The organism is Mycobacterium sp. 29Ha, from assembly GCF_032883055.1.
Classification (GTDB): domain Bacteria; phylum Actinomycetota; class Actinomycetes; order Mycobacteriales; family Mycobacteriaceae; genus Mycobacterium; species Mycobacterium gallinarum.
The window spans coordinates 258,526-285,212 of the sequence record NZ_JAMQTI010000002.1 but is presented as its reverse complement, the minus strand read 5'-3'; the positions used below and the strand labels follow the sequence as shown (position 1 = coordinate 285,212).

Sequence of the window (26,687 nt, the reverse complement as noted above, 5' to 3'; positions counted from 1 at the left end):
ACGTGACAAGCAACCAGGAGGTTGCACATGAATCCAGATCGGATCGAGAAGGAAGTTCTGTTGAAAGCCCCGCTGGACCGAGTCTGGCGCGCAATCAGCGACGCCGACGAGTTCGGCAAGTGGTTCGGTGTGCGCTTCGACGGACCGTTCGAGCCGGGCACCTCGGTGATGGGGACGATCACCCCGACGACGGTCGACGAGGATGTCGCCAAGGCGCAGCAGCCACACGCCGGAAAGGCGGACCCCTGGCACATCGTCGCGGTAGAACCGCAACGACGGCTCGCATTCCGTTGGCATCCGTTCGGGGTCGAGGACGGCGCCGACTACGCGGACGAGCCGACGACTCTGGTCGAGTTCACCCTCGAAGACACCGTCGACGGAGTGCTGCTGCGCATCGTCGAATCCGGTTTCGACGCCATCCCCGCTGAGCGCAGGCAGTCGGCGTTCGAGGGCAACAGCGAAGGCTGGTCGGCGCAGACCGAATTGATCCGCAAGTACCTGGCCCTCAGCGAGAAGGTATGAGTACGTCGGTCGTCGCCAGGGCGCCGTTGTTCGACGCCTTGGGCGACCCGAACCGCCTGCGCATCATCACCCGCCTGTGCGACGGCGGGCCGTGCTCGACGACCGAAGTCACCACGGTGGTATCTGTTAGCCGACAGGCGGCGACCAAGCATCTGTTGCTCCTGGAGACGGTGGGCTTGGTGAGCAGTCGGCGTCACGGTAGGGAACGGATCTGGCAGATGGAACCGAAGCCCCTTGCCGATGCCAGCGAATATCTGAATGCGTTGTCGCAACGATGGGACAAAGCAATTGACCGATTGCGAACTTTCGTCGACGATAAATAGCGGCCTGCGTCACGTTCTTCGCACGATCGCCGACCAGATCCGCAACGCACGCCCGCCGCGTGCAACAATGCACCGACGACAACGTCGATTCATAGTCGATTCATATTTGCCACTCGCAGGAGAAATTGTGGCCCGACTCAGCCCGCGTCTCACCGCATGTGCCGGGGTGATCGCGGCGTTTCTCCTGCTAGGCGGGACCGCCACGGTGGCTGTCGCGGACCCGGGCGGCCCGCAATCCGATCGCGACAACAGTGTCGACCGTAGCAACGGCGACGGCAACGGACGCGGTGGGTCAGACCGCGGCGATGAAGACCGCGTCGGCAAGGGCGACGGTGACGGCGACCAGGGTGGTGTCGAGAGGCCGGAGGCCCGGTTCGGCTCAGGCCGAATCGACGGTGCCGTCGTCGCCGAGTTGGCGCCGAGTCTGGCCGCGGGCTCGGGCAACGACGGCGCAGCATCGCGTTCGGCCGAAGGCGGCGCAAGCGTGTTCGGCGGTGTCGGCGCGGGGCGCACACCCGGTGGGTCCGGAATGGATCGCGCCGGTGTACCGAGCGCGCGGTTCGATCCTCCCCGCGTGACCTTCGGCAATGGCCGCACACCCGGCACGCAGCAGCGTGATTCCGAACCGCCATGGCGGGCCCCGGTGGCCGAACCGGCGCCTGCGGCGCCGCCGCCACCTCCGCCCCCGGCCCCCGCGCCGGCGCCCGCGCCGTCATGGGTGGGTCGGATTCCGGCTGCGCCCGTGCTGACACAACAAATGGGTGAACCCCGACCGGCCGACTGGTCGGACCCGCTGTGGGGGGTCGCCGGGCTCCTGCTCATCCCGGCCGCAGGTGCTGTCCTCGGCTACCGGCAGGCACGCGCCGCGCACGCGGCGGAGAGACTACGTCCTTCGTAGATCCTTACGCAGGATCTTGCCTGACGCGGATTTCGGTATCGTCTCGATGAACTCCACCTGGCGGACCTTCTTGTACGGCGCCACCTGACCGGCGACGAACTCCATCACCTCGTCCGCGCTCAGCTCCTGCTCGGCCTGCTTGACCACGAAAGCCTTTGGCACCTCTTCGCCTTCGGCGTCGACAACTCCGATGACCGCCGCGTCGGCGATCCCGGGATGGCTGAGCAGCACAGCCTCGAGTTCGGCGGGGGGCACCTGGTAGCCCTTGTACTTGATCAGTTCCTTGAGCCGGTCGACGATGTACACGCAGCCGTTGGCATCGACCTGGGCGAGGTCGCCGGTGTGCAGCCAGCCGTTGTCATCGATCGTCTCCTTGGTGGCCGAGTCGTTGTTCAGGTAGCCCGCCATCACGTTCGGCCCCTTGAACCAGAGTTCGCCCGTCTCACTGAGACCCTCTGTGGGGACCTCGATTTCATCGCCCGTCTCGGGGTTGATGATTCTGGACGCGGCGTTGGACACCGTCCACCCCACCGAGCTCAACGGCGCGGCGCCCTTCACGTCATGCGCGCCCGCGTCGAACGGGGTGATGTGGCTGACGGGGCTCAGCTCGCTCATCCCGTAGCCCTGAACGACGCGACATCCCAATCGGTCGGCGACCGCCTGGCCGAGATCGGCGTCCAGCGGGGCGGCGCCCGACATGACGACTTTCAGCGAGCCGAGGTCGTAATCGTCGATCAGCGGATGCTTGGCCAGCGCGACGGCGACCGGCGGCGCGATGAACGCGATCGTGCACTTGTGGTTCGCGATGTTCGCCAGGAATTCGGTCAGATCGAAACTCGGCATGATGACCAGGCGTGCGCGGGCGTGCAGGGCGGCGTTGAGCAACACCGTCATTCCGTAGATGTGGAAGAAGGGCAGCACGGCGATCACCACATCGTCGGCGACCATGCCGTGCAGCGGTCGGATCTGCGCGACGTTGGCCACCAGGTTGCGGTGAGTCAGCATCACGCCCTTGGGGTTTCCGGTCGTGCCCGAGCTGTACGGCAGCACCGCAAGATGGGAGGACGGGGCGAAGCTGACGTCAGGTGCCGGCAGACCCGGCTTCATCAGATCGGCGGCGTTGGGATGGCCGGCGATCTCATGGCCCTCACCGTCCAGCACGACGAGATCGCTGTCGGCCAACCCGACCGCCGCGGCCGCTTCCTTCGCCTGGGCCAACAGCGGTGTGACCGTCACCAGCATCTTGGCGTTCGAATCGGTCAGCTGCTTGGCGATGTCCTTGGCGGTGAACAGCGCGTTGATGGTCGTGGCGGTGGCACCCGAGCGCAGGATGCCGTGGAACGCGACGGCGAATCCGGAACTGTTCGGAGACAGCAGCCCGACGACATCCCCGACGCCGATACCGCGCCCGGTCAGCGCACCGGCGAACGCGTCGACACGCGCGATCATCTCGCGGTAGGTGGTTTCCCGGCCCGACTTCGCATCGACGAGGGCGATCTGGTCGAGGTCTTCCTCGGCGATGCGGTCGAACAGGAAGTCGTAGACGCTGGAGGATGGGATATCGACTTCGGGGAATGGGCTCGCGAAGCTCATGGCCCTGATCGAACCATGACCGGCCGGTCGCGGGTCAAGCTTCGTCGAGTCGAGCGACGAGCTTCTTGGGTGCGGTCAACCGATACGACGCGTCGATCAGCTCGGTGACCTCACGCCAATCGGGTTTCTTCGTCGCCGCGAGATTCAGGCCCAGCCAGCCTGCCGGTCCCAGGTAAGCGGGGAAGAAGAACCGATGATCGGCCTCGAGCGCGCGACGGTCGCTCTCGTCGACCTTGACCAAGATCGACTGCGGGTACTGGACATAGCCGGCACCCTTGGTCGCCGGTTTGACGCTGCCGCCGTACATCAAGAACATCTTCGTGACGAAGAACGACGGTCGGCCGTGCGACACCTTTTCGTACGCCTCGGGGAATTCGAGCGCGATCGTGCGCACCTTGGCCAGCGCCGGGTCGTCGTCGCGGAACATCACCGGATGTGGCATGCGGTCAGGGTATCTGCCCCCGACGACGTGTCCGGGGCGATGTCTGAGCGCTCGGCTAGCCTGCGAGAGTGAGCCCGAAGGCGACCCCTGACCCGAAGATCACCCTGGCCGAACAGTCAGAAGATGCCCCCGAGGCCGACCTGCGCCGCCGCTGGCAGGAGCTGGCCGACGAGGTGCGGGGTCATCAGTTCCGCTATTACGTCCGCGACGCCCCGGTCATCTCCGACGCTGAGTTCGACGAACTGCTACGTGAACTGCAGACGCTCGAGGACGAGCACCCCGAGCTGCGGACCCCTGACTCGCCGACCCAACTGGTCGGCGGCGCCGGCTTCGCCACCGATTTCACCTCCGCCGATCACCTCGAGCGGATGTTGTCTCTGGACAACGTGTTCACCCCTGACGAGCTCGCGGCGTGGGCAGCCCGCACCAAGGGGGAAATCGGTGACGACGCGCATTACCTCTGCGAGCTCAAGATCGACGGCGTCGCCCTGGCGCTGGTGTATCGCGACGGGCGCTTGGATCGCGCGGCCACCCGCGGCGACGGCCGCACCGGCGAAGACGTCACTCTGAATGCGCGGACCATCGACGACATCCCCGAAAAGCTCACCGGCACCAAGGAATTCCCGGTGCCGAAGGTTCTCGAGGTCCGCGGTGAGGTGTTCTTCCGTGTTGCCGACTTCGAAGACCTCAACGCCGGGCTCGTCGCCGAGGGCAAGCCGCCGTTCGCCAATCCCCGAAACAGCGCCGCCGGCTCGCTGCGCCAAAAGAACCCGGCGGTTACCGCGCGCCGCAGGCTGCGGATGATCTGCCACGGCCTCGGCCACGCCGAGGGCTTCAGACCCAAGACTTTGCACGACGCCTATCGCGCGCTGGGGGATTGGGGGCTACCGGTGTCCACCCACACCGCGAAGGTCACGGGCATCGACGCCGTCACCGAGCACATCGCGTACTGGGGCGAGCGCCGGCACGACGTCGAGCACGAAATCGACGGTGTGGTGGTCAAAGTCGACGATATCGCGCTGCAGCGGCGGCTCGGTTCCACCTCCCGCGCCCCGCGGTGGGCGATTGCCTACAAGTACCCACCCGAAGAGGCGACCACCAAGCTGCTCGACATCAAGGTCAACGTGGGGCGCACCGGCCGCGTCACGCCGTTCGCGTTCATGGAGCCCGTCAAGGTTGCGGGTTCCACCGTCAGCCAAGCCACGTTGCACAATGCGTCGGAGGTTGTCCGCAAGGGTGTGCTGATCGGCGACACCGTGGTGATCCGCAAGGCGGGCGACGTGATTCCGGAAGTGCTGGGACCCGTCGTCGATCTGCGTGACGGCTCCGAGCGCGAATTCGTCATGCCAACTGAGTGTCCCGAATGCGGCACCACCCTCGCGCCCGCCAAAGAAGGCGACGCCGACATCCGTTGCCCCAACACGCGATCGTGTCCTGCGCAGCTGCGGGAACGCGTGTTTCACGTCGCGGGTCGTGGCGCGTTCGACATCGAGGGTCTGGGCTACGAGGCGGCCGTCGCGCTCTTGCAGGCCGGCGTCATCACGGACGAAGGTGACCTGTTCACCATCGACAGCTCGGATCTGTTGCGTACGGACCTGTTCAAGACCAAGGACGGCAATCTGTCGGCCAACGGCAAGCGGTTACTGGTGAATCTGCATGAGGCGAAAGCGAAACCGCTGTGGCGGGTGCTGGTTGCGCTGTCGATTCGGCACGTCGGTCCGACCGCCGCCCGGGCGCTGGCCACCGAATACGGCGCCCTGGACGCGATCATGGCCGCGACGGAGGAGGAGCTGTCGGTCGTCGAGGGCGTGGGCCCGACGATCGCCGCCGCGGTCACAGAATGGTTCACCGTCGACTGGCACCGCGCGATAGTCGACAAGTGGCGCGCGGCCGGCGTTCGAATGGCCGACGAACGCGACACCAGCATCAAACGCACGCTCGAGGGGCTGTCGATCGTCGTCACCGGCTCGCTGACGGGATACTCCCGTGACGACGCGAAGGAGGCCATCGTCGCGCGCGGCGGAAAGGCCGCCAGCTCGGTGTCGAAGAAGACCGCGTTCGTCGTCGCCGGCGATTCACCCGGCTCGAAATTCGACAAGGCCGTCGAACTCGGCGTCCCGGTTCTCGACGAAGACGGCTTCACCCGGCTGCTGGAGAACGGACCCGACGGCGTCTAGGACGTACGCGTTTGTTGCCGCGCGGCACCGGGCACCCGACCGGTGACTGCGAAGGAGTTAGTGATGGCGATCTGCGACACCTGTGGCAATGACTACGACAAAGCGTTCACCGTGACCTGGGGCGACGACAAGAGCGCGACTTTCGACAGTATCGAGTGTGCTGCGGCGCAATTGGCGCCGGAGTGCGCGCACTGCGGGTGCCGAATTCTGGGCCACGGCATCGAGACACCCGACGCGATCTTCTGCTGCGCGCACTGTGCGCGCAAGGACAGCAACGCTGACGTCAACGACCGTTACCCGGTGCCCGCGGGAGCCTGACTCAGCGAAGAATCGTCGCGACGATCCCGGCGAGGTAGCCCAGCCGCGCCACCTCAGACGGGCGGAACTGCGGACCGCCGGGCCGGCCGAGCACGACGGCGGTGGTGGAGTTGCCGAGCGGTGCTGCCGCCAGCGTCGTGTCCATGTCACGCCAGATCTGGGGCACCCACTGGGCGCCGCCGTCCAGCGATTCGGCGCGTTCGATTGGCAGCCAAGGGGTTTCGGCGGCCTGTGTCTCGGGAGCCCCGTGGCTGCCGACGATACGCTTCGGGCCGGACTCGGTCAGTTCGACCACGGTGCACCAACCGACCCGCAGAACGTGCGGCGCTTCATCCGCGAGCACCTGCAGCCTGTCCTTCGCGGGTGCGGCGGCGACGTGGTCGATGAGTTCGAGTTCGCGATGCGCTTCCAGCAGGCCAGTGTGCGGCCGAATGGCGTCGACGTAGACGCCCTTGATCTGCTCGGCGGCGGTGATCAGCATGTCGGGCATCGCGCCGGGGGGCAGATCGACCACCAGATCGTCGACGGCGTAGCCGGTGCCGCGTTCGACGACGTCGAGCGACAGGATGTCGGCGCCCACGGAGCCGAGCGCGACGGCTAACGAGCCGAGGCTGCCCGGTCGGTCCTCGAGCTGGACCCGCAGCAGATACGAAGGCACGCGCAACACTGTTGCACAGCGCCTGCCGGTCAGCATTCCGGTATCTGGCCCCGTTGCGGCTGTTTACCGGCGTCTGGCCAGCTCAGCGGCTTACCGATGATCGTCGCAGCGAGCGCCTTCGAGGCGTCCCTTGAGCCGGTGCAGGCCCGTGACGGCGCGCTTGGTCATCACGATGCGCGCAATCGGCAGCACCAGCAGACGGGCGAGGGCGTTGCGGTTGCGGCTGAGCATGCGCCATCGCACCGTGCACACCTGGGGCGATGACTGGTTGATGTGCATTTCCATCCGAGGCATCACGATCGAAAGGTCACCATCGGTGACGAGCCGATTCGGCGCCTCGGCCTCGACGACTCGAATCACCACCGATCGACGGCCGCGCAGCGGCACATCGACTGTCTCGCGATACTCGCGTCCACGCTCGGCGAACGCCACGTCGTTATGTGCGACGATCTCGATGACACCGGGAAACCACTCCGCGAAATTCTCGAGGTCGCAGGCGTAGTCGAATGCTTGCGCGTCCGTGCACGCGATGTCGACAGCCGCATCGGCCAGTAGATGCATCTCACGCTCCTTCGTCGTCGGTGGTCGGATGGTAAAGTGTCGAGTTAGTTCTACAGTCAAGCGAGTTGTGATGCGTATCAGCGATTTAGAGGCCGCAACAGGTGTGGGGCGGCACGCGTTGCGCTACTACGAACGCGAGGGTTTGCTCGGCGAGATTCCGCGAGGGCACAACAACTACCGGGACTACCCGCAGTCGCTGACCAAGCAGGTCAAGTTGCTTCGCGGCATGCAGTCGCTCGGCTTCAGCCTTGCCGAGATTCGTGAGGTGCTCGAAAGCCTGCGCGCCCGCGGCATCGACTGCGCTGACGGCGCCCGGCTCGTCGCCGACAAACGCGCACGCGTGGAACAACAGATCCGCGACCTCCGCAACGTCAGTCGCCTGCTGCGTGCGGAGCAGTTGCGGTTGGAGGACAGTGCTCGGCAGCACGGACGCCTGGCTGACTAGGCTTCGGAGTCGTGTCGCAGATCTCTCGAGACGAGGTAGCCCACCTGGCGCGCCTGGCCCGCCTCGCGCTGGCCGAGGACGAGTTGGACAGTTTCGCCGGACAGCTGGACGCCATCCTCAGCCACGTCAGCCAGATTCAGGCCGTCGATGTCGCCGGCGTCGACCCGACCGGCAATCCGCTCAAAGACGTCAACGTGTTCCGTCCCGACCACGTCGAACCGTGCCTGACCCAGGACGAAGCGCTGGCCGAGGCGCCCAATGCGGTCGACGGCCGGTTCGCCGTCCCGCGAATCCTGGGGGAGTCGGAATGACCGGCATGAGTTCGGACATCGTTCGGCTCGACGCCGCCACGCTGGGCGCCAAGATCGCGGCCAAGGAGGTGTCGTCCACCGAGGCGACGCGCGCCTGCCTGGATCAGATCGCCGCGACCGACGGCGACTACCACGCCTTCCTGCATGTGGCCGAGGAGAAGGTGCTGGCCGAGGCATCGCGGATCGACGACCTGGTCGCGGCGGGCGAGACGCTGCCGTCACCTCTGGCCGGTGTGCCGCTGGCGCTCAAGGACGTCTTCACCACCACCGATATGCCGACGACCTGCGGGTCGAAGATCCTCGAAGGCTGGACATCGCCGTACGACGCGACGGTCACCGCGCGGCTGCGGGCGGCAGGCATCCCGATCCTGGGCAAGACCAACATGGACGAGTTCGCGATGGGCAGTTCGACCGAGAACTCCGCCTACGGTCCGACCCGCAACCCCTGGAACACCGACCGGGTGCCCGGCGGTTCGGGCGGCGGCAGCGCCGCGGCGTTGGCGGCGTTCCAGGCGCCGCTGGCCATCGGGTCCGACACCGGCGGATCGATCCGTCAGCCTGCGGCGCTCACCGCGACGGTCGGGGTGAAACCGACCTACGGCACGGTCTCGCGCTACGGACTCATCGCCTGCGCATCGTCGCTGGACCAGGGTGGGCCGTGCGCCCGGACGGTGCTGGACACCGCGCTGCTGCACGAGGTGATCGCCGGACACGACCCGAAGGACTCGACGTCGGTGGACGCCGCGGTGCCCGATGTCGTTGCGGCGGCAAGGGCCGGTGCGGCTGGCGACCTCAAAGGCGTCCGGATCGGTGTGGTGAAGCAGTTGCGCGGCGATGGGTACCAGCAGGGCGTGCTGGCATCGTTCGACGCCGCCGTCGAACAGCTGACCGCGCTGGGCGCCGAGATCAGCGAGGTCGACTGCCCGCACTTCGACTATTCACTGCCCGCCTACTACCTGATCCTGCCGTCGGAGGTGTCGTCGAATCTGGCGCGGTTCGATGCAATGCGGTACGGACTACGCATCGGCGACGACGGTACGCGCAGCGCCGAGGAAGTGATGGCGATGACGCGGGCCGCCGGGTTCGGTCCAGAAGTTAAGCGCCGCATCATGATTGGCACCTACGCACTGTCGGCGGGCTATTACGACGCCTATTACAACCAGGCGCAGAAGGTGCGCACGCTGATCGCGCGTGACCTCGACGAGGCCTACCAGAAGGTCGACGTGCTGGTGACCCCGGCCACTCCTTCCACGGCGTTTCGCATCGGGGAGAAGGTCGACGATCCGCTGGCGATGTACCTGTTCGACCTGTGCACGCTGCCGCTGAACCTGGCGGGTCACTGCGGTATGTCGGTGCCTTCTGGCCTGTCGGCCGACGACAACCTGCCGGTCGGGCTGCAGATCATGGCGCCCGCGCTGGGTGATGACAGGTTGTATCGGGTCGGAGCGGCCTATGAAGTTGCGCGAGGTCCGCTGCCAACGGCGCTCTGACGGGGCAGGATGGACAGATGCGCATCGGAGTACTCACTGGCGGAGGAGACTGTCCCGGCCTGAACGCGGTGATCCGCGCCGTGGTCCGCACCTGCGACGTGCGCTACGGCTCCAAGGTCGTCGGCTTTCTGGACGGCTGGCGCGGCCTCCTCGAGGACCGCCGCATTCAGCTGGCCAACGACGATCGCAATGACCGGCTGCTGGCCAAAGGCGGCACCATGCTGGGCACCGCCCGGGTGCATCCCGACAAGCTGCGCGCCGGGCTCGATCAGATCAAGCAGACGCTCGACGACAACGGGATCGACGTGCTCATCCCCATCGGCGGCGAGGGCACGCTGACCGCCGCGCACTGGCTGTCGGAGGAGAACGTCCCCGTGGTCGGGGTGCCCAAGACCATCGACAACGACATCGATTGCACCGATGTGACGTTCGGTCACGACACCGCACTCGGTGTGGCCAGTGAGGCCATCGACAGGCTGCACAGCACGGCGGAATCGCATCAGCGGGTGATGCTTGTCGAGGTGATGGGCCGCCACGCCGGCTGGATTGCGTTGAACGCGGGTCTGGCGTCCGGGGCGCACATGACGCTGATCCCCGAGCAGCCTTTCGACGTCGATGAGGTGTGCCGGCTGATCAAGCAGCGGTTTGTCCGCGGCGACGCCCACTTCATCTGTGTGGTGGCCGAAGGGGCCAAGCCGGCTGAGGGCACAATGCGGTTGCGCGAGGGCGGAATCGACGAGTTCGGCCACGAGAAGTTCACCGGTATCGCGCAGCAGCTCGCCGTCGAGGTCGAGAAGCGGATCAACAAGGAAGTGCGGGTCACCGTGCTCGGCCACGTCCAGCGCGGCGGCACCCCGACCCCGTACGACCGAATCTTGGCGACCCGTTTTGGGGTCAACGCCGCCGACGCCGCGCACGCGGGCGAGTACGGGATGATGGTGTCGCTGCGCGGTCAGGAGATCGGTCGGGTGCCGCTCGCCGACGCGGTGCGTCAGCTCAAGCTGGTGCCGCAGAGCCGCTACGACGACGCCGCCGAGTTCTTCGGCTGAGTCCTCTCACTAAGATCGGAGTCATGACTGTCGCCGCCGCTGAGCTTCTCGACTACGACGAGGTCATTGCCCGCTACGACCCCGTGATGGGCATGGAAGTCCACGTCGAACTCTCCACCGCCACCAAGATGTTCTGCGGGTGCACCAACGAATTCGGCGGCGAACCCAACACGCAGGTGTGCCCCGTGTGCCTGGGCCTGCCCGGTTCATTGCCGGTGCTCAACCAATCCGCGGTCGAGTCGGCCATCCGGATCGGACTGGCACTGAACTGCGATATCGCCCCCTGGGGCCGCTTCGCCAGGAAGAACTACTTCTACCCGGACCAGCCGAAGAACTACCAGATCAGCCAGTACGACGAGCCGATCGCCGTCAACGGCTACCTCGACGTGCCGCTCGAGGACGAGACCACCTGGCGCGTGGAGATCGAACGCGCGCACATGGAGGAAGACACCGGCAAGCTGACACACCTCGGCAGCGACACCGGCCGCATCGAGGGTGCGACCACGTCGCTGCTCGACTATAACCGCGCCGGTGTGCCGCTGATCGAGATCGTCACCAAGCCCATCGAGGGCACCGGCGAACGCGCGCCGGAGATCGCCAAGGCGTATGTAACCGCGCTGCGAGATCTGTTGCGCGCCTTGGGAGTTTCCGACGTACGGATGGACCAGGGCTCGATGCGTTGCGACTCCAACCTGTCGCTGAAGCCCAAGGGTGCCACCGAGTTCGGCACACGCACCGAAACCAAGAACGTGAACTCGCTCAAGAGCGTGGAGGTCGCCGTCCGGTACGAGATGCGTCGTCAGGCAGCAATTCTCGAGGCGGGCGGCAAGATCACTCAGGAGACTCGCCACTTCCACGAAGACGGTTACACGACCGCCGGTCGCAGTAAGGAGACCGCACAGGACTACCGGTATTTCCCCGAGCCCGACCTCGAACCGGTCGCACCGAGCGCAGAACTCGTCGAACGGCTGCGGGGCACCATTCCCGAGCTACCGTGGTTGACCCGCAATCGGATTCAGCAGGACTGGGGCATCTCCGACGAGGTGATGCGCGATCTGGTGAACATCGGAGCTCTCGACCTGATTGCCGCAACCGTCGAACACGGCGCTACCAGTGATACCGCGCGCGCTTGGTGGGGAAACTTCCTGGTGCAGAAGGCCAATGAAGCGGGAGTGGAACTCGAGGCGCTCCCGATCACCCCGGCGCAGGTCGCCGCGGTGGTGAAGCTCGTCGACGAGGGCAAGCTGTCGAACAAGCTGGCGCGCCAGGTCGTCGAGGGCGTCTTGGCCGGCGAAGGTGAGCCCGAACAGGTGATGACCGATCGGGGACTCGCCGTCGTGCGCGACGACTCGCTGATCCAGGCTGCCGTCGACGAGGCCCTGGCTGCCAATCCCGATGTCGCGGAAAAGATTCGCGGCGGCAAGGTGCAGGCCGCCGGCGCCATCGTCGGCGCGGTGATGAAGGCGACCAAGGGCCAAGCCGACGCGGCCCGCGTACGCGAATTGGTGCTCGCCGCCTGCAGTTAGGCCACCTGCCCGACCAGTCCGTCCCACGCCGCGATCGCGCCCTCGGCTATCGACGACAACTTCTTTACATCGGCGCCGTCGCGAGCCTGAATCGCCATCCCGTGGTTCACCGTGTTGTAGAACGCGGCTATCGCGGCGGCGTCGGCGCCGGCCGGTACGTCACCCTCGGCGATCCCGCGTTCGATGCGTTCGCGAAAGTCGGTCTCGAGGGCCATTCGCCACTGCGCGAGATACTCGTGGACTGACCGGGTGTCGTCGCCGGACGTGGTCGCCGCGAGCACGATCATGCATCCTCGGGGATTGTCGGGGTCGCAGAAGACGACCGCGTGGTGGCGCAGCACCGCCGAGATCGCCTCCCGCGCAGTCGGTCGCTCCCGAAGCTCGGCGGCGGCCGTCGCGCCCAAGGTGTCGTTGTAATAGGCGACCGCCTCGCGGAAAAGCTCCTCCTTGGAGCCGAACGCCGCATAGAGGCTGGGGGAACTGATGCCCATCGCCGCCGTGAGGTGGCTCATCGAGGTGGCTTCGTAGCCGTGCTCCCAGAACACCTCCATGGCGCGCCGCAGGGCCTCGTCGCGGTCGAAGGCGCGGGGTCTCCCACGCGTCGCCATGCGCTACCTCCCTTTATGTATCGAACGACAAAGAATCCGTTGACAAGTGTAGCCTCCGCATTTAATTTTGTATCGAACGACACAAAAAGGAGGATTGGATGTCTGAATCGAGCGTTGCGTTGGTGACCGGCGGCAGCAGGGGGATTGGGGCGGCCATCGCCGAGCGACTGGCCGAGCAGGGCTCAGATGTGGCCATCACCTATGCCCAGTCCAAGGAGCGGGCCGACGAGGTTGTTGACCGCATCCGCGCCCACGGCCGCCGAGGGTTCGCCGTCAAGGCCGACAGCGCCGCCGCCGACGAGGTGGTGACCGCGGTCCAGCAGACCGCCGACGAGCTGGGTGGGCTGGACATCCTCGTCAACAATGCGGGCATCTACCCGTTCGGAGTCATCGACGACGTGCCGGCCGAGGACGTCGACCGCACCCTCGCCATTCACGTCCGCGCGGTGTATCTGGCGAGCCAGGCCGCGGTGCGACACATGTCGGCCGGCGGCCGGATCATCAGCATCGGAAGCAATCTCGCGCAGCGCGTGCCGTATCCGGGCATCGCGCTGTACGCGATGAGCAAGTCCGCTCTCATCGGCTTCACCAAGGGACTCGCCCGTGATGTCGGCGAGCGGGGGATCACAGTGAATGTCGTCCAACCTGGCTCGACCGATACCGACATGAATCCCGTCGACGGTCACACGGCCGATGAACAGCGTGCGGCGGCCGCCCTCGGCCGGTACGCCGATGCGCGCGAGATCGCCGACTCTGTCGCGTTTTTGGCAAGTCCCGCCGCGTCATACATCACCGGAGCAGTGCTCACCGTCGACGGCGGCACGAACGCCTGACCATGGCATGGGTGATTCTAGTCTGCGCGGGCCTGCTCGAAATCGTCTGGGCCACCGCGCTCAAACAATCCGACGGCCTCAGCCGACTGTGGCCGAGTGTCATCGGTATCGGCGGAGCTGTGCTCAGCTTCACTCTGCTCGCGGTGGCGCTTCGGCAGTTGCCTGCAGGTACCGGCTACGCCGTGTGGGTCGGTATCGGCGCGGTCGGTGTTGCGGTGGCAGGCATGGTCCTGTTCTGTGAGACCGTCAGTGTGGCGCGGGTGTTGTTCCTGTCGATCATCGTCGTCGGCATCGTTGGACTACGCCTTGTCGAGGCCTGAAGCGCAACGGCTCGCTGTTCGGCGCTGCAGCGAAAACCGAAGTGCCCCAGCGATGTTTACGTAGCGTCCTCGTTCTTGCGCGGGAAGCCGCCGCCCTGCGGGAACAGCGGGAAGACGACGTCGTCGAGCTTCTCGGCATCACCGGCCGTCTTGTTGATGGTCGCGCCCCAGACGTTGCCGTCGGGCGAGACCGCCATCGCCCACGCATGGCCGTGCTGGTCCTGACGCACCACCTCGGGATCGCCGGTGACCGCGCCCGTGTCCGGTGCCATGCGAACGGCGACGGACTGTTTGGTGTTGACGAGGTTCACCAGCACGGTGCCGTCCAATGCCGCACACCCGGCGACGCCCGGGCGGTCGGGCCACGTCCATACGGTCGACACCTTGGAGTCCTTGGCGATCTTCTGTAGGCGATCACCGGTCGGTGTGCGATCGGTGACGTACAGCGACTCGTCCGACGGGTCGATGCACACCCCACCGCCGGCGCCCAAACCGGACAGCGCCGTCGTCGTCGGCGCCTGGTCGACCGTCGTCGGCTGCTCGATCCGCAACAACTTGCCGGCCAGTGAGCGAGGATCACCGGCCTGAGCGGGGTCACCGGCGTCGCCCGTCTGTACTAGCAGGGTGGTCGGGCTGGTGAAGATCAGCGACCCGGTGTTACCGGTCGCGCCTTTGGGGATGCCGGTCAGGATCGGCTTGGGAATGTCGCCGTCGGCGATCCGGATGACCCGGTTGTCGGTCGGGGTGCTGACGTAGGCGTACATCAGCCGGTCCTGGGCGTACGTCGGCGACAAGACGATGTCCATGAGCCCGCCGTCACCGGACCCGTCGACGGGCAGGACGACTTTGACCTTCGGTTCGGCGCGCACCGACACCTCTTTGACCGCGCCGGTCGTGCGTTCGCCCACCAACGCGGACTGGCTGTCGGGCAGCATGATGAGGCCGCTCGTGCTTTCCAGGCAGCCCTGCATGACGCCGGGCGCCGGGCATTCCTTGGGGAACGGCTTGGGCGGCAGCGGCGGAGGTGGCGGCGGCTTCGACGACGGCCCGGGCTTCAGTTCCGGCTCGGTCGTGAACGGTTGCGATTGCGCATCGTCGAATCGCGCGCAGCCCGACGCCACCAGCAACGCCGCACACACCACGGCGAACACAGCCCGCATCGGCCGGCGCAGTCTCATGCGAGCCAGATTACGGATCGTTCGGTGGTGCGCGCCACGCACATGCTTGCGCCGTACGCGGAAAAGGCCCGCGAAATGGTCGCCCGAAAGCGCCGCGCCAATCCTCGGATCACAGGTGAATAGCCCTTACGCTGGGGGTCGTGACCAGTCAACCCCACGACCCAAGCGCGTGGCAGCGGCCCGACGACGCGGCCGGGCGCCCCATGACGGCGAGCCTGGTCGACCCCGAGGACGATCTTCCGTCCGCGAATTACGCCGGCGACTTCGAAACGACGGCGATCCCGCCGTACGACTCCGGCCGGTCTTCTTCCGAAACCGCCGGCGGCTTCGGGCTGCTCAACGAGCCCGAACCGCTGCCGTACGTCCAGCCGGGCGGTCGGCATTCCTTGTATGGCGCAGAACCGGCCGAGTACGGGCCGGATATCGACGCTCACACCCGGGGCGATGACCGCCGCGGCACCCAGGATCTCGGTCTTCTCTTCTTGCGCCTCGGCATCGGCGCGATCCTGATCGCGCACGGACTGCAGAAGGCCTTCGGATTGTTCGACGGCCCCGGCCTGGACGGCTGGGGCGATTCGTTGAGCACGATGGGCTTCAAATACGCCGACATCCTGACCTACGTCACGACCTTTGGTCAGATCGCCGCGGGCCTGCTGTTGATGCTCGGTCTTTTCACCCCGGTGGCGGCGGCCGGCGCGCTGGCATACCTGGTGACCGGCCTGCTCGCCGAGGCGATGGCGGCCCACGAAGAGGCCAGGCTGGCGTTGTTCCTCACCGATGGCCACGAATACAAGGTGTTCCTGGCAGGCGCAGTGGCGGCGCTCATCCTGACCGGTCCCGGCCGGTACGGTCTCGACGCCGGACGGGGCTGGGCCCGACGTCCCTTTGTCGGCTCGTTCATCGCGTTGCTGCTTGCGGTCGGCGTCGGTGTGGCGGCCTGGGTGCTGCTCAACGGCGGCAATCCGCTGGGTTAGCGCGTTACGCGTAGGGGTTGGGCACCCGGCCCGCGCTCACCTCGGTGAGCTGCGGCAACGTCGCGAACGTCACCGCGGGGAGTCGGAGTTCGCCGCCGTCTTTGAGCTGCGCGGTCGCCCAGGACGACCTGCCGAACCGCAGGCCGTCGATGTCATCCCAGCCGACGGTCTGGCTGTCCAGCAGGGTCCGAGCGGTCACCGTTGTGGCGTCGGCGATCGTGCGGTACCTGACCACCGCGATCGACAGCAGGATCGGGATGACGAGCAGGAGCGCAACCCAGTGCGGACCGGCGAGAATCACCGCCAGCAGGCCCAGCGTGAAGAATCCGACCGCAAAATGTGCCATCGGGGAAATCCGGATGACGACGGGCTGCGGATCGGTGTCGGCGCTCACATGGCCAGTTTGGCACTGCGGGCGAGATGCCGGGAATTTGGCCGCCCCGGCGGTGCCGGGAATTTGGCCGCCCCGGCGGTGCCGGGAATTTGACCGCTGACCTGTGCGGAGGCTACCGTCAAGTGTTATGCAGGCCCCGGGAGTGCTCGTAGTAATTGGGAAGCGCGTTGATGCCGCGCTAGCCCTCGCCCGGGCATAGCCAACAGCATCGACGCGCGACCCTCGTACAGCAGCCCAGCTGACGGGGGTTTTTTCTTGCCCCACCACCGATTTGAGATCCTAGAAACAACCAGGAACAGAGAGAGAAGATCGTGAGCGCACCCACCACGCGACCGCCCGAGCAGTCGGACACCGCGCCGAACGGGACACCTGCCGCACCCAAGCCCAGCTCGGCGCCGTCCAAACGCATTGCGCCGCACCAGCTCACAGGAGCGCAGGCAGTAATCCGGTCGCTGGAGGAACTCGACGTCGACACCATCTTCGGCATCCCCGGCGGTGCCGTGTTGCCGGTCTATGACCCGCTTTTCGACTCGCAGAAGTTGCGCCATGTCCTGGTGCGTCACGAGCAGGGGGCTGGCCACGCCGCGAGTGGCTATGCACACGCCACGGGCAAGGTCGGTGTGTGCATGGCGACGTCGGGTCCGGGTGCGACCAACCTGGTCACTCCGCTGGCTGACGCCTACATGGACTCGATCCCCGTCGTCGCGGTCACCGGGCAGGTCGGGCGCGCGCTGATCGGCACGGACGCGTTCCAGGAAGCCGACATCTCCGGCATCACGATGCCCATCACCAAGCACAACTTCCTGGTCCGCGACGGCGACGACATCGCGCGGGTGATGGCCGAGGCCTTCCACCTCGCGCGGTCGGGCCGCCCGGGCCCGGTGCTGGTCGACATCCCGAAGGACGTGCTGCAGGGGCAGTGCACGTTCAGCTGGCCGCCGCAGATCGATCTGCCCGGCTACAAGCCGAACACCAAGCCGCACAACCGCCAGGTTCGTGAGGCCGCCAAACTGATCGCGTCGGCCCGCAGGCCGGTCCTGTACGTGGGCGGCGGCGTGATCCGCGGCGAGGCCACCGACGAACTGCTGAATCTGGCCGAGCTGACCGGGATCCCGGTCGTCACCACCCTGATGGCCCGCGGCGCGTTCCCGGACAGCCATCCGCAGAACATGGGCATGCCCGGGATGCACGGCACCGTGGCCGCGGTGGCCGCTCTGCAGCGCAGCGATCTGCTGATCGCGTTGGGTACGCGCTTCGACGACCGGGTGACCGGCAAGCTGGATTCCTTTGCGCCGGAAGCCAAGGTGATCCACGCCGACATCGACCCGGCCGAGATCGGTAAGAACCGCCACGCCGACGTGCCGATCGTCGGCGACGTCAAAGCTGTGATCACCGACCTGATCGAGGTGCTACGGCGCGACGGCAGCATCGGATCGATCCAGACCGACAAATGGTGGGAGTATCTGCGCGGCGTGCAGTCGACCTACCCGTTGAGCTACGGCGCGCAGAGCGACGGCAGCCTCTCGCCCGAGTACGTCATCGAGACCCTGGGCAAGATCGCGGGCCCGGACGCGGTGTACGTCGCAGGCGTTGGGCAGCACCAGATGTGGGCCGCGCAGTTCATCAAGTACGAGAATCCCAAGACCTGGTTGAACTCAGGCGGCCTCGGCACCATGGGCTTCGCGGTGCCGGCGGCAATGGGGGCCAAGTTCGGCCGTCCGGAAGCCGAGGTGTGGGCCATCGACGGCGACGGCTGCTTCCAGATGACCAATCAGGAACTGGCGACGTGTGCCGTCGAGGGCGCGCCCATCAAGGTCGCGATCATCAACAACGGCAATCTGGGCATGGTGCGGCAATGGCAGACGCTCTTCTACGAGGAGCGCTACAGCCAAACCGATCTCGCCACGCATTCACACCGCATCCCGGACTTCGTCAAGCTGGCCGAGGCCCTCGGCTGTGTCGGATTGCGCTGTGAGCGTGCCGAAGACGTGGAGTCCGTCATCCAGCAGGCACGGGAGATCAACGACCGTCCCGTCGTCATCGACTTCATCGTCGGCGCCGACGCGCAGGTGTGGCCAATGGTGGCCGCAGGTACCAGCAATGACGAGATCCAGGCCGCGCGCGGTATCCGCCCGCTGTTCGACAACGAAGAGGGGCACGCCTGATGGCCGTCAACACCCACACCCTTTCGGTGCTCGTCGAGGACAAGCCCGGCGTGCTGGCGCGCGTCGCGTCGCTGTTCTCACGGCGTGGCTTCAACATTCAGTCACTCGCGGTCGGTGCGACCGAGCAGAAGGACATGTCCAGGATGACGATCGTGGTGAGTGTGGAGGACTCACCGCTCGAGCAGATCACCAAGCAGCTCAACAAGCTGGTCAACGTGATCAAGATCGTCGAACAGGACGAGGACAACGCGGTCGCTCGGGAGCTGGCGCTCATCAAGGTGCGCACCGACGCAACCACGCGCAGCCAGGTCATCGAGGCAGTGAATCTATTCCGCGCCAAGGTCGTTGATGTTTCTACAGAGTCGCTGACCGTCGAGGCGACCGGCACCCCGGAGAAGCTCGAGGCACTGCTGAGGGTGTTGGAGCCGTATGGAATCCGCGAGCTCGTGCAGTCCGGTGTGGTGTCCCTGTCGCGCGGTCCGCGCGGCATCGGCACCGTCAAATAATCCCAATCAGTAGAAGAGCAAAGAGAAGGAAAGTCACGAATGCCAGTTGAGATGTTCTACGACGACGACGCGGACCTGTCGATCATTCAGGGACGCAAGGTCGGCGTCATCGGCTACGGCAGCCAGGGCCACGCACACTCGCTGTCTCTGCGCGACTCCGGCGTGCAGGTGAAGGTCGGCCTGAAGGAGGGATCGAAGTCCCGCGACAAGGTCACCGAGCAGGGGCTGGACGTGGATACGCCCGCCGAGGTGGCCAAGTGGGCCGACGTGATCATGCTGCTGGCGCCCGACACCGCCCAGGCCGACATCTTCAAGAACGACATCGAGCCCAATCTGGAGGACGGCAACGCGCTGTTCTTCGGTCACGGCCTGAACATCCACTTCGACCTGATCAAGCCGCCGGCCAACGTCACCATCGGCATGGTTGCCCCGAAGGGTCCCGGCCACCTGGTGCGCCGTCAGTTCGTCGACGGTAAGGGTGTGCCGTGTCTGATCGCGGTCGACCAGGATCCCAAGGGCGAGGGCGAGGCGCTCGCACTCTCGTACGCCAAGGGGATCGGTGGCACCCGCGCGGGCGTCATCAAGACGACGTTCAAGGACGAGACCGAGACCGACCTCTTCGGTGAGCAGGCCGTGTTGTGCGGTGGCACCGAGGAACTCGTCAAGACCGGCTTCGACGTCATGGTCGAGGCGGGCTACGAGCCCGAGTTGGCCTACTTCGAGGTGCTCCACGAACTCAAGCTCATCGTCGACCTCATGTACGAGGGCGGCATCGCGCGGATGAACTACTCGGTCTCCGACACCGCGGAGTTCGGTGGCTACCTGTCCGGGCCGCGAGTGATCGACGCCGACACCAAGCAGCGCATGAAGCAGATTCTGGCCGAAATCCAGGACGGCACTTTCGTGAAGCGTCTGGTCGCCAACGTCGAGGGCGGCAACAAGGAACTCGAGCGACTGCGCAAGGAGAACGCCGAGCATCCCATCGAGGTGACCGGCAAGAAGCTGCGCGACTTGATGAGCTGGGTCGACCGCCCCATCACCGAAACCGCCTGACCGTGTGATTTCGGTGTCGCTGGTCGCGCCTACCGCGACTGGCTACACCGAAATCGCTTGGATTCAGGACTGCGCCGGCTGCAGACCGGTCCACGGAAATTCGATCCACAAATCGGTCCGGCGCCAGACGTATTCGCAATCGATTTCCGACTGCGGCTTCTGGTAGACGACGGCGCAGCGGACCTCGGAGACGTGTTCGGCGCAGAAGTCGCGGACGAAACGCAATGTCGCCCCGGTGTCCGCGACGTCGTCGGCGATCAGCATGCGTGCACCACCCAGATCGGCGACATCGGGCAGGGGAGGCAGCAGTACCGGCGCATCGAGGCGCTGGTCCACGCCGGTGTAGTACTCGACGTTCATCATGTGCACCTTTTTGACCTCCAGCGCGTAGCCGAGCGCGCCTGCGACGAACAACCCACCGCGCGCCACAGCGAGTATGAGATCGGGTGCGAAACCGTCGTCGACGACGGCGGAGGCGAGTTGCCGTGTCGCGGCGCCGAACTGGTCCCACGACAGTTCTTCCCGGTCGGTCATTGGCAAACCGTAATCGCTTGCCGACAATTCCGCGGGAACGCCGCTACGGACGGCGTTCGTGGCCGGGCTTGCCGTGCGTGCGGCGCCGCTCCTTCATGTCCGCCTCGAACACGTGGCGCGCGCCCTGTTGCAACTCCGCACGCACGCGTTGTTCATGGTCACGGAACAAAGACCAGTAGTTGTCGTCGAACTCCTCGACGATCTGGAAGGTCCAACGTCCGTACAGGACGTTGCGGCCCACGACTTCGTCCTCGAGTCGGTCGGCCACTGCGCCATGCCCGGCCTCACGCAGTTGGTCGCACGCTTTGCCAAGCAGAAGATCGGCATGGCCCATCAGCTGATGGAACGAATACAAATGGCCGCGGGCGCGCTCCACGAATTCGAGCGCCTCAGATACCGTGCCGACGGCCTCGACCGTCGCGTCGTCCAGGCCGGCCGGGCGCCGGGGATTCTCGGGCTGTGTCACGGCGAAACGGATACCCGATATGGCGAGTCAGACACGGTTCCGCACAAAATTTGCATCGTTTGTGCATTGAATAGCGATATATGTCCAGATCGAAGCTCTATTCTGGCGGGGTTGACCACGTCGAGTAAGCACGAGAACGTCACCGCGGACGAGCCCCTGTACACCGTCCGCGTCGTCGCTGAGCGTCTTGGCGTGCCCACCGCGACACTGCGCAGCTGGAACCAGCGTTACGGCGTGGGTCCGTCCGAGCACAGCCCGGGTCGGCACCGCCTCTACAGCGAGACCGACATTGCGGTTGCCCGGCGGATGTACGAACTCATCGTCGAGGGTGCGAGCCCGCGCAGCGCGGCGCGAACCGCGATCGACTCGGTACGACCGGCCCGCGGCGATTCCGCGGCGCTGCTCGACTCCGCCTTCGATTTCGATGTGTTCACCGCAGGTCTGCTGCTCGATCGTCATCTGCGCCATTTCGGTGTGCTCGACACGTGGGATCAACTGATACGTCCGGCGTTCGACGACATCGCCCAACGGCAGGCCCAAGGGGAGGGCTGCATCGACGTCGAGCATGCGCTGTCGTGGACCGTGACACGGTCGTTGCAGCGTTACCCCATTGCTGCGCCTGAAGAATCGGCGTCCATCATTCTCGCCTGCACGCCGCGCGAAACGCACTTTCTCGCACTGGAAGCGCTGCGCGCGGCCCTTGCAGAACATGGGCGCGGCGCGTTGATGCTCGGCGCGGACGTCCCGCGGGCTGCGCTTCTCGATGCGGTCCAGCGCAAAGGAAGACCGGTGACGGCATTGTTGTGGTCGCAGACCGAGGACACCGCTGACTTTCAAACGGTCAACGACCTTGCCGAGCACGCCTCGGTCAGTGTCGGCGGTCCGGGCTGGGACGCGGTGATCGACCGGATTCACGCGTCGCGGCTGAACAGCCTTGGTGAAGCCGTCGACCACTTCGCCGCTGCGAACTAGAACCGGTTCGTTTGGGCGGCACCACCTTGTATTCCGCTGTGTCGAGCCACTTTTCGACGTTGCAGCTACTTCGACCGCTGCAAAGCGTCCGGTTTGTGCACGGCGTCGCGTCCGCTCTTGTCGCTGCGCACCCGGTACTGCGGTTCGTCCGGTGACGCACGCACCGTCCGTCCCGCCGTCTCGCGGTCGCTGGTGATCTTCTCCTCGACAGTCCCGGTGACGGTCGTTCCGTGGCTACTCCATTGGACCTTGTCGCCCTTGTGAAACTCCGAACTCATATCGCGGGGATACCCGGGTGAAGTTCGGCAAAACCGGTTACGGCGAGAGGCTGGGGAGCGTCTTGATTCCGAATTCGCGGCGCAGCATGGTGCGTGCTGCGTAGAGGCCCGCCATACCGTGCACACCACCGCCGGGGGGAGTCGCCGACGAGCAGAGATAGACCTTCGGAATCGGAGTGGCCCATGGGTTGAGCCGCGGTGTCGGCCCCGCGAGCGCGTGCAGGAGCGTGTTGCCGCCGACGCCGATGTCACCACCGACGAGGTTGGCGTTGTGCTCGGCCAACCGGGAGGCCGGTACCGACCGCACCGCGACGACGACGTCACGGAAGCCGGGTGCGAAACGCTCGAAGATGCGGGTGATCGTCTCGGCTTGGTCGACAGGTGAGCCGTGGGGCACGTGCGCATAGGTCCACAGGGGCCGACGCCCCTGCGCATCGATGCGGTTCGGGTCGGCCAGGTGCGGCAGCGAGGCGAGCACCATCGGCCATTCGGGATGCCTGCCCGCCGCGATCTCCTTTTCGGCATGCGCCATCTGCTCTCGGCTGCCACCCATGTGCAGTGTCGGAGCGTCGGCTGCACGAGGGTCCGCCCACGGAATCTCGTCGGACAGCACGAAATCCACCTTGGCTACGCCCGGGCCGAACCGATAGTGCTGCAAAGCTTTTGCGTATCGCGCGGGGACCGTGTTCCGGTAGATGGACAGCAGCGCCGTCGGCGCGGTGTCGAAAAGCACCACACCGCCTGGTGGTTCGGTGACCTCTTCGCCCACCGTGATGACACCGCCATGTGCGCGCAGGTCGGCGATGAGGGCGTCGGGAATGGCCTGGCTGCCGCCTACCGGGATGGGCCAGCCCACGGTGTGCGCGAGTGTGGCCAGCATCAGTCCGGCACCGGTGGTGACGAACGACGGCATCCGGTTGATGGCATGTGCGGCAACGCCCGTGAATAACGCGCGGGCGTCGGCACCGGCGAGCCTGCCCCACAGCGGCGTGCCCTGCTCGAGCATGTTTCGCGCAAGGTACGCCGCGGCGATCAGATCGCGCGGGATCGAGCGCTTGTCCCCGAGGAGGAAGTCGACGACGCCCTCGTCGCGCTTGGTGAGTGGGCCGAGCAGCCGCCGCCACGAGTCGCCGTGCAGCAGCTCCGCGCAGGTGCGGTCCAGATCGTGATAACCGACCGCCGTGGGTTGACCGGGAAGCGGATTGGCGTAGGAGACGGCGGGCACCCTCAAGTCCACCCCGCGAGCGGGCAGATCGAATTCCGCCAGGAACGGCGAGGCCAACGCGAGCGGGTGCACGGCCGAGCAGACATCGTGGGAGACCTCGCCGAACTCGGGGTCAGCGAGGGTCCGTGCGCCGCCACCCAGTGATGGCTGTGCCTCGAACACCTGCACTGACAGACCGGCGCGCGCGCAGATGACGGCGGCGGCCAAGCCGTTGGGTCCGCTGCCGACCACGGTGACGTCCACCGCCCAATTACATCCCATTAGGCTGACCGCGTGAGCCTGCCCGTTGTATTGATCGCAGACAAGCTGGCCGAATCGACCGTCGCCGCGCTGGGTGACCAGGTGGAAGTGCGCTGGGTCGACGGTCCGGACCGAGAAAAGCTACTGGCCGCGGTGCCCGAGGCCGACGCACTGCTGGTGCGCTCGGCAACCACGGTTGATGCCGAGGTGCTCGCCGCCGCCACGAAACTCAAGATCGTCGCCCGCGCCGGCGTCGGCCTGGACAACGTCGACGTAGACGCGGCCACGGCGCGCGGCGTCCTCGTGGTCAACGCGCCGACCTCCAACATCCACAGCGCGGCCGAGCACGCGCTGGCGCTCATGCTGTCGGCCGCTCGGCAGATCCCCGCCGCCGACGCGACGCTGCGTGAGCACACGTGGAAGCGCTCGTCGTTCTCCGGCACCGAGATCTTCGGCAAGACCGTCGGCGTCGTCGGCCTGGGGCGCATCGGACAGTTGGTCGCCCAGCGACTGGCCGCCTTCGGCACGCACGTCGTGGCGTACGACCCGTACGTGTCGGCCGCTCGCGCCGCCCAATTGGGCATCGAGCTGCTCACTCTCGACGAGCTGTTGGGCCGCGCCGACTTCATCTCGGTGCACCTGCCCAAGACCAAGGAGACAGCCGGCCTGATCGGCAAGGAGGCGCTGGCCAAGACCAAGCCCGGCGTCATCATCGTCAACGCGGCACGCGGTGGCCTGATCGACGAAGCGGCGCTCTCGGACGCGATCACCAGCGGTCACGTGCGCGGCGCCGGCCTCGACGTGTTCGCCACCGAACCGTGCACGGACAGCCCGCTCTTCGAACTACCCCAGGTCGTGGTGACGCCACACCTCGGCGCGTCGACCGCAGAGGCGCAGGACCGGGCGGGCACCGACGTCGCCGAGAGCGTGAAGCTTGCGCTGGCAGGTGAGTTCGTACCCGACGCGGTGAACGTCGGCGGCGGCGTCGTCGGCGAGGAAGTCGCGCCGTGGCTGGATCTGGTCCGCAAACTGGGCCTGTTGGTCGGCGTGCTGTGCAGTGAACTTCCGGTGTCGCTGTCGATTCAGGTCCGCGGCGAGTTGGCGTCCGAAGAGGTTGACGTACTGCGCCTTTCAGCGCTGCGCGGGTTGTTCAGCGCTGTCATCGAGGATCCGGTCACGTTCGTCAACGCGCCGGCGCTGGCGGCCGAACGCGGTGTCGAGGCCGACATCAGTACCGCCACCGAGAGCCCGAACCACCGCAGTGTGGTCAACGTGCGCGCGGTGTACTCCGACGGTTCCGTCGCCAACGTTTCCGGCACGCTGTCGGGTCCACAGCTGGTCGAGAAGATCGTCCAGATCAACGGCCGCAACTTCGATCTGCGCGCCGAAGGCGTCTACCTGATCGTCAACTACATCGACCAGCCGGGCACGTTGGGCAAGATCGGCACCCTCCTCGGCACCGCCGACATCAACATTCACGCCGCCCAGCTCAGCGAGGACGCGGAGGGGCCGGGCGCGACGATCTTGCTGCGCATCGACCGAGACGTACCCGAAGACGTCCGGGCGGCGATCACCGCGGCCGTCGGCGCCAAGCTGTTGCAAGTGGTGGACCTGACGTGAAACTGGCGGTCATCGCGGGCGACGGCATCGGCCCGGAGGTCATCGACGAAGCGGTCAAGGTACTCGATGCCGTCGTGCCGGGTGTCAACAAGACCAGCTACGACCTCGGGGCGCGGCGGTACCACGCGACCGGAGACGTACTGCCGGAATCGGTGCTCGACGAGCTCCGCGCGCACGATGCGATCCTGCTCGGCGCCATCGGCGACCCGTCGATCCCCAGCGGTCTGCTGGAACGCGGTCTGCTGCTGCGAATCCGGTTCGCACTCGACCACCACATCAACCTGCGTCCCGCCCGGCTCTATCCGGGGGTGAGCAGTCCGTTGGCCGGAAACCCGAACATCGACTTCGTCGTGGTCCGTGAGGGCACCGAGGGGCCCTACACCGGGACCGGTGGAGCAATCCGCGTCGGCACACCCCATGAAATCGCCACCGAGGTCAGCGTCAACACCGCGTTCGGCGTGCGACGGGTCGTGCACGACGCGTTCGGCCGCGCGGCGAAACGGCGCAAACACCTGACCCTGGTGCACAAGAACAACGTCCTGACATATGCGGGTGCACTGTGGTGGCGCACCGTGCAGGAGGTCAGCGCCGAGTACCCCGACGTCGAGATCGCCTATCAACACGTCGACTCCGCCACCATCCACCTCGTCACCGACCCCGGCCGGTTCGACGTCATCGTCACCGACAACTTGTTCGGCGACATCGTCACCGACCTCGCGGCCGCGGTGTGCGGGGGCATCGGTCTGGCGGCCAGCGGCAACATCGACGCGACCCGAACCAACCCGTCGATGTTCGAGCCGGTGCACGGCAGCGCACCCGACATCGCGGGACAGGGGATCGCCGATCCCACCGCGGCGATCATGTCGGTGGCGCTGTTGCTTGCTCACGCGGGCGAACTCGACGCGGCCGCTCGCGTCGACAAGGCCGTGGAACGGCATCTGGCCACGCGCGGTGACGAGACGCGGTCCACCACCGAGATCGGCGATCGGATCGCGTCAAATCTCTAGT

Annotated in this window: 30 protein-coding genes; 19 read left to right on the top strand and 11 right to left on the bottom strand. The window is 66.3% G+C overall.

Going from position 1 to position 26,687, the window contains the following annotated elements; all coding sequences use genetic code 11:
• The first annotated feature begins 27 nt into the window (after positions 1-27).
• The 3 genes from M1248_RS03970 (at position 28) to M1248_RS03960 (ending at position 1,743) form a co-directional block, all read left to right on the top strand.
• On the top strand, positions 28-522 hold the full coding sequence (locus M1248_RS03970; protein ID WP_317147592.1) for an SRPBCC family protein: 495 nt from the start codon (positions 28-30) through the stop codon (positions 520-522).
• Positions 519-845 carry an ArsR/SmtB family transcription factor gene (locus tag M1248_RS03965; RefSeq protein WP_163725710.1) on the top strand — a complete coding sequence of 109 codons (327 nt, stop codon included), beginning with the start codon at positions 519-521 and terminating at the stop codon, positions 843-845. Before M1248_RS03970 ends, M1248_RS03965 begins: the two co-directional genes overlap by 4 nt.
• Before the next feature lie 127 nt (positions 846-972).
• The gene (locus M1248_RS03960; protein WP_317147591.1) at positions 973-1,743 is read left to right on the top strand and encodes a hypothetical protein; all 771 of its coding nucleotides are present in this window, start codon (positions 973-975) and stop codon (positions 1,741-1,743) included.
• Here the strand turns inward: M1248_RS03960 and M1248_RS03955 are convergent.
• Both M1248_RS03955 and M1248_RS03950 read right to left on the bottom strand, forming a co-directional pair.
• Entirely contained in the window at positions 1,729-3,336 is a 1,608-nt protein-coding gene (locus M1248_RS03955; RefSeq protein ID WP_317147590.1) for a 4-coumarate--CoA ligase family protein, read from the bottom strand. The genes M1248_RS03960 and M1248_RS03955 overlap by 15 nt on opposite strands.
• 34 nt (positions 3,337-3,370) lie before the next feature.
• Positions 3,371-3,778, bottom strand: a complete 408-nt coding sequence (locus M1248_RS03950; RefSeq protein WP_163725718.1) for an MmcQ/YjbR family DNA-binding protein — start codon at positions 3,776-3,778, stop codon at positions 3,371-3,373.
• Positions 3,779-3,882: 104 nt separating this feature from the next.
• Between M1248_RS03950 and ligA the strand changes: the two genes are divergently transcribed.
• Both ligA and M1248_RS03940 read left to right on the top strand, forming a co-directional pair.
• Complete coding sequence (gene ligA, locus M1248_RS03945) at positions 3,883-5,955, top strand: NAD-dependent DNA ligase LigA (protein ID WP_317147681.1); 2,073 nt, start codon at positions 3,883-3,885, stop codon at positions 5,953-5,955.
• A 63-nt stretch (positions 5,956-6,018) separates the two neighbouring features.
• Entirely contained in the window at positions 6,019-6,273 is a 255-nt protein-coding gene (locus M1248_RS03940) for a hypothetical protein (RefSeq protein ID WP_163725721.1), read from the top strand.
• 1 nt (position 6,274) lies between these two features.
• On the opposite strand, the gene M1248_RS03935 is transcribed toward M1248_RS03940, so the two are convergent.
• Together M1248_RS03935 and M1248_RS03930 are read right to left on the bottom strand one after the other, a co-directional pair.
• The gene (locus M1248_RS03935) at positions 6,275-6,931 is read right to left on the bottom strand and encodes an amino acid-binding protein (RefSeq protein WP_163725724.1); all 657 of its coding nucleotides are present in this window, start codon (positions 6,929-6,931) and stop codon (positions 6,275-6,277) included.
• Between the two features lie 90 nt (positions 6,932-7,021).
• Positions 7,022-7,492: an SRPBCC family protein gene (locus M1248_RS03930; protein WP_163725726.1), complete on the bottom strand. Its 471-nt coding sequence runs from the start codon at positions 7,490-7,492 to the stop codon at positions 7,022-7,024.
• A gap of 70 nt (positions 7,493-7,562) precedes the next feature.
• Here M1248_RS03930 and M1248_RS03925 point away from each other — a divergent pair, with 70 nt between their 5' ends.
• Genes M1248_RS03925 through gatB form a run of 5 tightly spaced genes read left to right on the top strand, consistent with a single transcriptional unit; the run spans position 7,563 to position 12,313 of the window.
• Complete coding sequence (locus M1248_RS03925) at positions 7,563-7,937, top strand: MerR family transcriptional regulator (protein ID WP_163725728.1); 375 nt, start codon at positions 7,563-7,565, stop codon at positions 7,935-7,937.
• An 11-nt stretch (positions 7,938-7,948) separates the two neighbouring features.
• Positions 7,949-8,248 carry an Asp-tRNA(Asn)/Glu-tRNA(Gln) amidotransferase subunit GatC gene (gene gatC, locus M1248_RS03920; protein ID WP_163725731.1) on the top strand — a complete coding sequence of 100 codons (300 nt, stop codon included), beginning with the start codon at positions 7,949-7,951 and terminating at the stop codon, positions 8,246-8,248.
• Between the two features lie 5 nt (positions 8,249-8,253).
• Positions 8,254-9,738 (top strand): Asp-tRNA(Asn)/Glu-tRNA(Gln) amidotransferase subunit GatA, encoded by a 1,485-nt coding sequence (gene gatA / locus M1248_RS03915; RefSeq protein WP_317147680.1) that lies wholly within the window; start codon positions 8,254-8,256, stop codon positions 9,736-9,738.
• Between the two features lie 17 nt (positions 9,739-9,755).
• Entirely contained in the window at positions 9,756-10,787 is a 1,032-nt protein-coding gene (locus M1248_RS03910; RefSeq protein ID WP_163686237.1) for an ATP-dependent 6-phosphofructokinase, read from the top strand.
• 23 nt (positions 10,788-10,810) lie between these two features.
• Complete coding sequence (gene gatB, locus M1248_RS03905; RefSeq protein WP_163725734.1) at positions 10,811-12,313, top strand: Asp-tRNA(Asn)/Glu-tRNA(Gln) amidotransferase subunit GatB; 1,503 nt, start codon at positions 10,811-10,813, stop codon at positions 12,311-12,313.
• Here gatB and M1248_RS03900 read toward each other — a convergent pair.
• Positions 12,310-12,921, bottom strand: a complete 612-nt coding sequence (locus tag M1248_RS03900) for a TetR/AcrR family transcriptional regulator (protein WP_317147589.1) — start codon at positions 12,919-12,921, stop codon at positions 12,310-12,312. The two genes, gatB and M1248_RS03900, sit on opposite strands and share 4 nt — an antisense overlap.
• A 98-nt stretch (positions 12,922-13,019) precedes the next feature.
• Between M1248_RS03900 and M1248_RS03895 the strand changes: the two genes are divergently transcribed.
• Positions 13,020-13,754 (top strand): 3-oxoacyl-ACP reductase family protein, encoded by a 735-nt coding sequence (locus M1248_RS03895; protein ID WP_163725740.1) that lies wholly within the window; start codon positions 13,020-13,022, stop codon positions 13,752-13,754.
• 2 nt (positions 13,755-13,756) lie between these two features.
• On the top strand, positions 13,757-14,074 hold the full coding sequence (locus M1248_RS03890; protein WP_317147588.1) for a multidrug efflux SMR transporter: 318 nt from the start codon (positions 13,757-13,759) through the stop codon (positions 14,072-14,074).
• A gap of 56 nt (positions 14,075-14,130) precedes the next feature.
• Here the strand turns inward: M1248_RS03890 and M1248_RS03885 are convergent, their stop codons facing one another.
• Positions 14,131-15,252, bottom strand: a complete 1,122-nt coding sequence (locus M1248_RS03885; RefSeq protein WP_317147587.1) for a PQQ-dependent sugar dehydrogenase — start codon at positions 15,250-15,252, stop codon at positions 14,131-14,133.
• 140 nt (positions 15,253-15,392) lie between these two features.
• Here M1248_RS03885 and M1248_RS03880 point away from each other — a divergent pair, with 140 nt between their 5' ends.
• The gene (locus tag M1248_RS03880; protein WP_163725746.1) at positions 15,393-16,226 is read left to right on the top strand and encodes a DoxX family protein; all 834 of its coding nucleotides are present in this window, start codon (positions 15,393-15,395) and stop codon (positions 16,224-16,226) included.
• Positions 16,227-16,230: 4 nt separating this feature from the next.
• Here M1248_RS03880 and M1248_RS03875 read toward each other — a convergent pair whose 3' ends face one another.
• Positions 16,231-16,572 carry a PH domain-containing protein gene (locus tag M1248_RS03875; protein WP_163690562.1) on the bottom strand — a complete coding sequence of 114 codons (342 nt, stop codon included), beginning with the start codon at positions 16,570-16,572 and terminating at the stop codon, positions 16,231-16,233.
• A 359-nt stretch (positions 16,573-16,931) separates the two neighbouring features.
• On the opposite strand from M1248_RS03875, the gene M1248_RS03870 reads away from it, so the two are divergent.
• The 3 genes from M1248_RS03870 to ilvC are packed head-to-tail and all read left to right on the top strand — an operon-like array spanning position 16,932 to position 20,344.
• Positions 16,932-18,785, top strand: a complete 1,854-nt coding sequence (locus M1248_RS03870) for an acetolactate synthase large subunit (RefSeq protein WP_317147586.1) — start codon at positions 16,932-16,934, stop codon at positions 18,783-18,785.
• On the top strand, positions 18,785-19,291 hold the full coding sequence (ilvN, locus tag M1248_RS03865; RefSeq protein WP_163725751.1) for an acetolactate synthase small subunit: 507 nt from the start codon (positions 18,785-18,787) through the stop codon (positions 19,289-19,291). Before M1248_RS03870 ends, ilvN begins: the two co-directional genes overlap by 1 nt.
• A 51-nt stretch (positions 19,292-19,342) precedes the next feature.
• Positions 19,343-20,344: a ketol-acid reductoisomerase gene (ilvC, locus tag M1248_RS03860; protein ID WP_317147679.1), complete on the top strand. Its 1,002-nt coding sequence runs from the start codon at positions 19,343-19,345 to the stop codon at positions 20,342-20,344.
• Positions 20,345-20,407: 63 nt separating this feature from the next.
• Here the strand turns inward: ilvC and M1248_RS03855 are convergent, their stop codons facing one another.
• Complete coding sequence (locus M1248_RS03855) at positions 20,408-20,878, bottom strand: phosphoribosyltransferase (protein ID WP_317147585.1); 471 nt, start codon at positions 20,876-20,878, stop codon at positions 20,408-20,410.
• A 43-nt stretch (positions 20,879-20,921) separates the two neighbouring features.
• Positions 20,922-21,344: a hypothetical protein gene (locus M1248_RS03850; protein ID WP_317147584.1), complete on the bottom strand. Its 423-nt coding sequence runs from the start codon at positions 21,342-21,344 to the stop codon at positions 20,922-20,924.
• A gap of 111 nt (positions 21,345-21,455) precedes the next feature.
• Here M1248_RS03850 and M1248_RS03845 point away from each other — a divergent pair, with 111 nt between their 5' ends.
• Entirely contained in the window at positions 21,456-22,316 is an 861-nt protein-coding gene (locus M1248_RS03845) for a MerR family transcriptional regulator (RefSeq protein ID WP_317147583.1), read from the top strand.
• Positions 22,317-22,381: 65 nt separating this feature from the next.
• Here M1248_RS03845 and M1248_RS03840 read toward each other — a convergent pair whose 3' ends face one another.
• Complete coding sequence (locus M1248_RS03840; RefSeq protein ID WP_163725764.1) at positions 22,382-22,594, bottom strand: DUF2945 domain-containing protein; 213 nt, start codon at positions 22,592-22,594, stop codon at positions 22,382-22,384.
• Positions 22,595-22,631: 37 nt separating this feature from the next.
• Entirely contained in the window at positions 22,632-24,062 is a 1,431-nt protein-coding gene (locus M1248_RS03835; protein WP_317147582.1) for an NAD(P)/FAD-dependent oxidoreductase, read from the bottom strand.
• A 30-nt stretch (positions 24,063-24,092) separates the two neighbouring features.
• Between M1248_RS03835 and serA the strand changes: the two genes are divergently transcribed.
• Positions 24,093-25,679 carry a phosphoglycerate dehydrogenase gene (serA, locus tag M1248_RS03830; RefSeq protein WP_317147581.1) on the top strand — a complete coding sequence of 529 codons (1,587 nt, stop codon included), beginning with the start codon at positions 24,093-24,095 and terminating at the stop codon, positions 25,677-25,679.
• On the top strand, positions 25,676-26,686 hold the full coding sequence (locus tag M1248_RS03825) for a 3-isopropylmalate dehydrogenase (RefSeq protein ID WP_317147580.1): 1,011 nt from the start codon (positions 25,676-25,678) through the stop codon (positions 26,684-26,686). Before serA ends, M1248_RS03825 begins: the two co-directional genes overlap by 4 nt.
• Position 26,687: the final 1 nt, after the last annotated feature.

Coding starts and splice junctions, on each gene's coding strand:
- M1248_RS03970 (WP_317147592.1), top strand. CDS start 28: ATGAATCCAGATCGGATCGAGAAGGAAGTTCTGTTGAAAGCCCCGCTG.
- M1248_RS03965 (WP_163725710.1), top strand. CDS start 519: ATGAGTACGTCGGTCGTCGCCAGGGCGCCGTTGTTCGACGCCTTGGGC.
- M1248_RS03955 (WP_317147590.1), bottom strand. CDS start 3,336: ATGAGCTTCGCGAGCCCATTCCCCGAAGTCGATATCCCATCCTCCAGC.
- M1248_RS03950 (WP_163725718.1), bottom strand. CDS start 3,778: ATGCCACATCCGGTGATGTTCCGCGACGACGACCCGGCGCTGGCCAAG.
- M1248_RS03940 (WP_163725721.1), top strand. CDS start 6,019: ATGGCGATCTGCGACACCTGTGGCAATGACTACGACAAAGCGTTCACC.
- M1248_RS03930 (WP_163725726.1), bottom strand. CDS start 7,492: ATGCATCTACTGGCCGATGCGGCTGTCGACATCGCGTGCACGGACGCG.
- M1248_RS03925 (WP_163725728.1), top strand. CDS start 7,563: ATGCGTATCAGCGATTTAGAGGCCGCAACAGGTGTGGGGCGGCACGCG.
- gatA (WP_317147680.1), top strand. CDS start 8,254: ATGAGTTCGGACATCGTTCGGCTCGACGCCGCCACGCTGGGCGCCAAG.
- M1248_RS03910 (WP_163686237.1), top strand. CDS start 9,756: ATGCGCATCGGAGTACTCACTGGCGGAGGAGACTGTCCCGGCCTGAAC.
- gatB (WP_163725734.1), top strand. CDS start 10,811: ATGACTGTCGCCGCCGCTGAGCTTCTCGACTACGACGAGGTCATTGCC.
- M1248_RS03900 (WP_317147589.1), bottom strand. CDS start 12,921: ATGGCGACGCGTGGGAGACCCCGCGCCTTCGACCGCGACGAGGCCCTG.
- M1248_RS03895 (WP_163725740.1), top strand. CDS start 13,020: ATGTCTGAATCGAGCGTTGCGTTGGTGACCGGCGGCAGCAGGGGGATT.
- M1248_RS03890 (WP_317147588.1), top strand. CDS start 13,757: ATGGCATGGGTGATTCTAGTCTGCGCGGGCCTGCTCGAAATCGTCTGG.
- M1248_RS03885 (WP_317147587.1), bottom strand. CDS start 15,252: ATGAGACTGCGCCGGCCGATGCGGGCTGTGTTCGCCGTGGTGTGTGCG.
- M1248_RS03875 (WP_163690562.1), bottom strand. CDS start 16,572: ATGGCACATTTTGCGGTCGGATTCTTCACGCTGGGCCTGCTGGCGGTG.
- ilvN (WP_163725751.1), top strand. CDS start 18,785: ATGGCCGTCAACACCCACACCCTTTCGGTGCTCGTCGAGGACAAGCCC.
- ilvC (WP_317147679.1), top strand. CDS start 19,343: ATGTTCTACGACGACGACGCGGACCTGTCGATCATTCAGGGACGCAAG.
- M1248_RS03855 (WP_317147585.1), bottom strand. CDS start 20,878: ATGACCGACCGGGAAGAACTGTCGTGGGACCAGTTCGGCGCCGCGACA.
- M1248_RS03840 (WP_163725764.1), bottom strand. CDS start 22,594: ATGAGTTCGGAGTTTCACAAGGGCGACAAGGTCCAATGGAGTAGCCAC.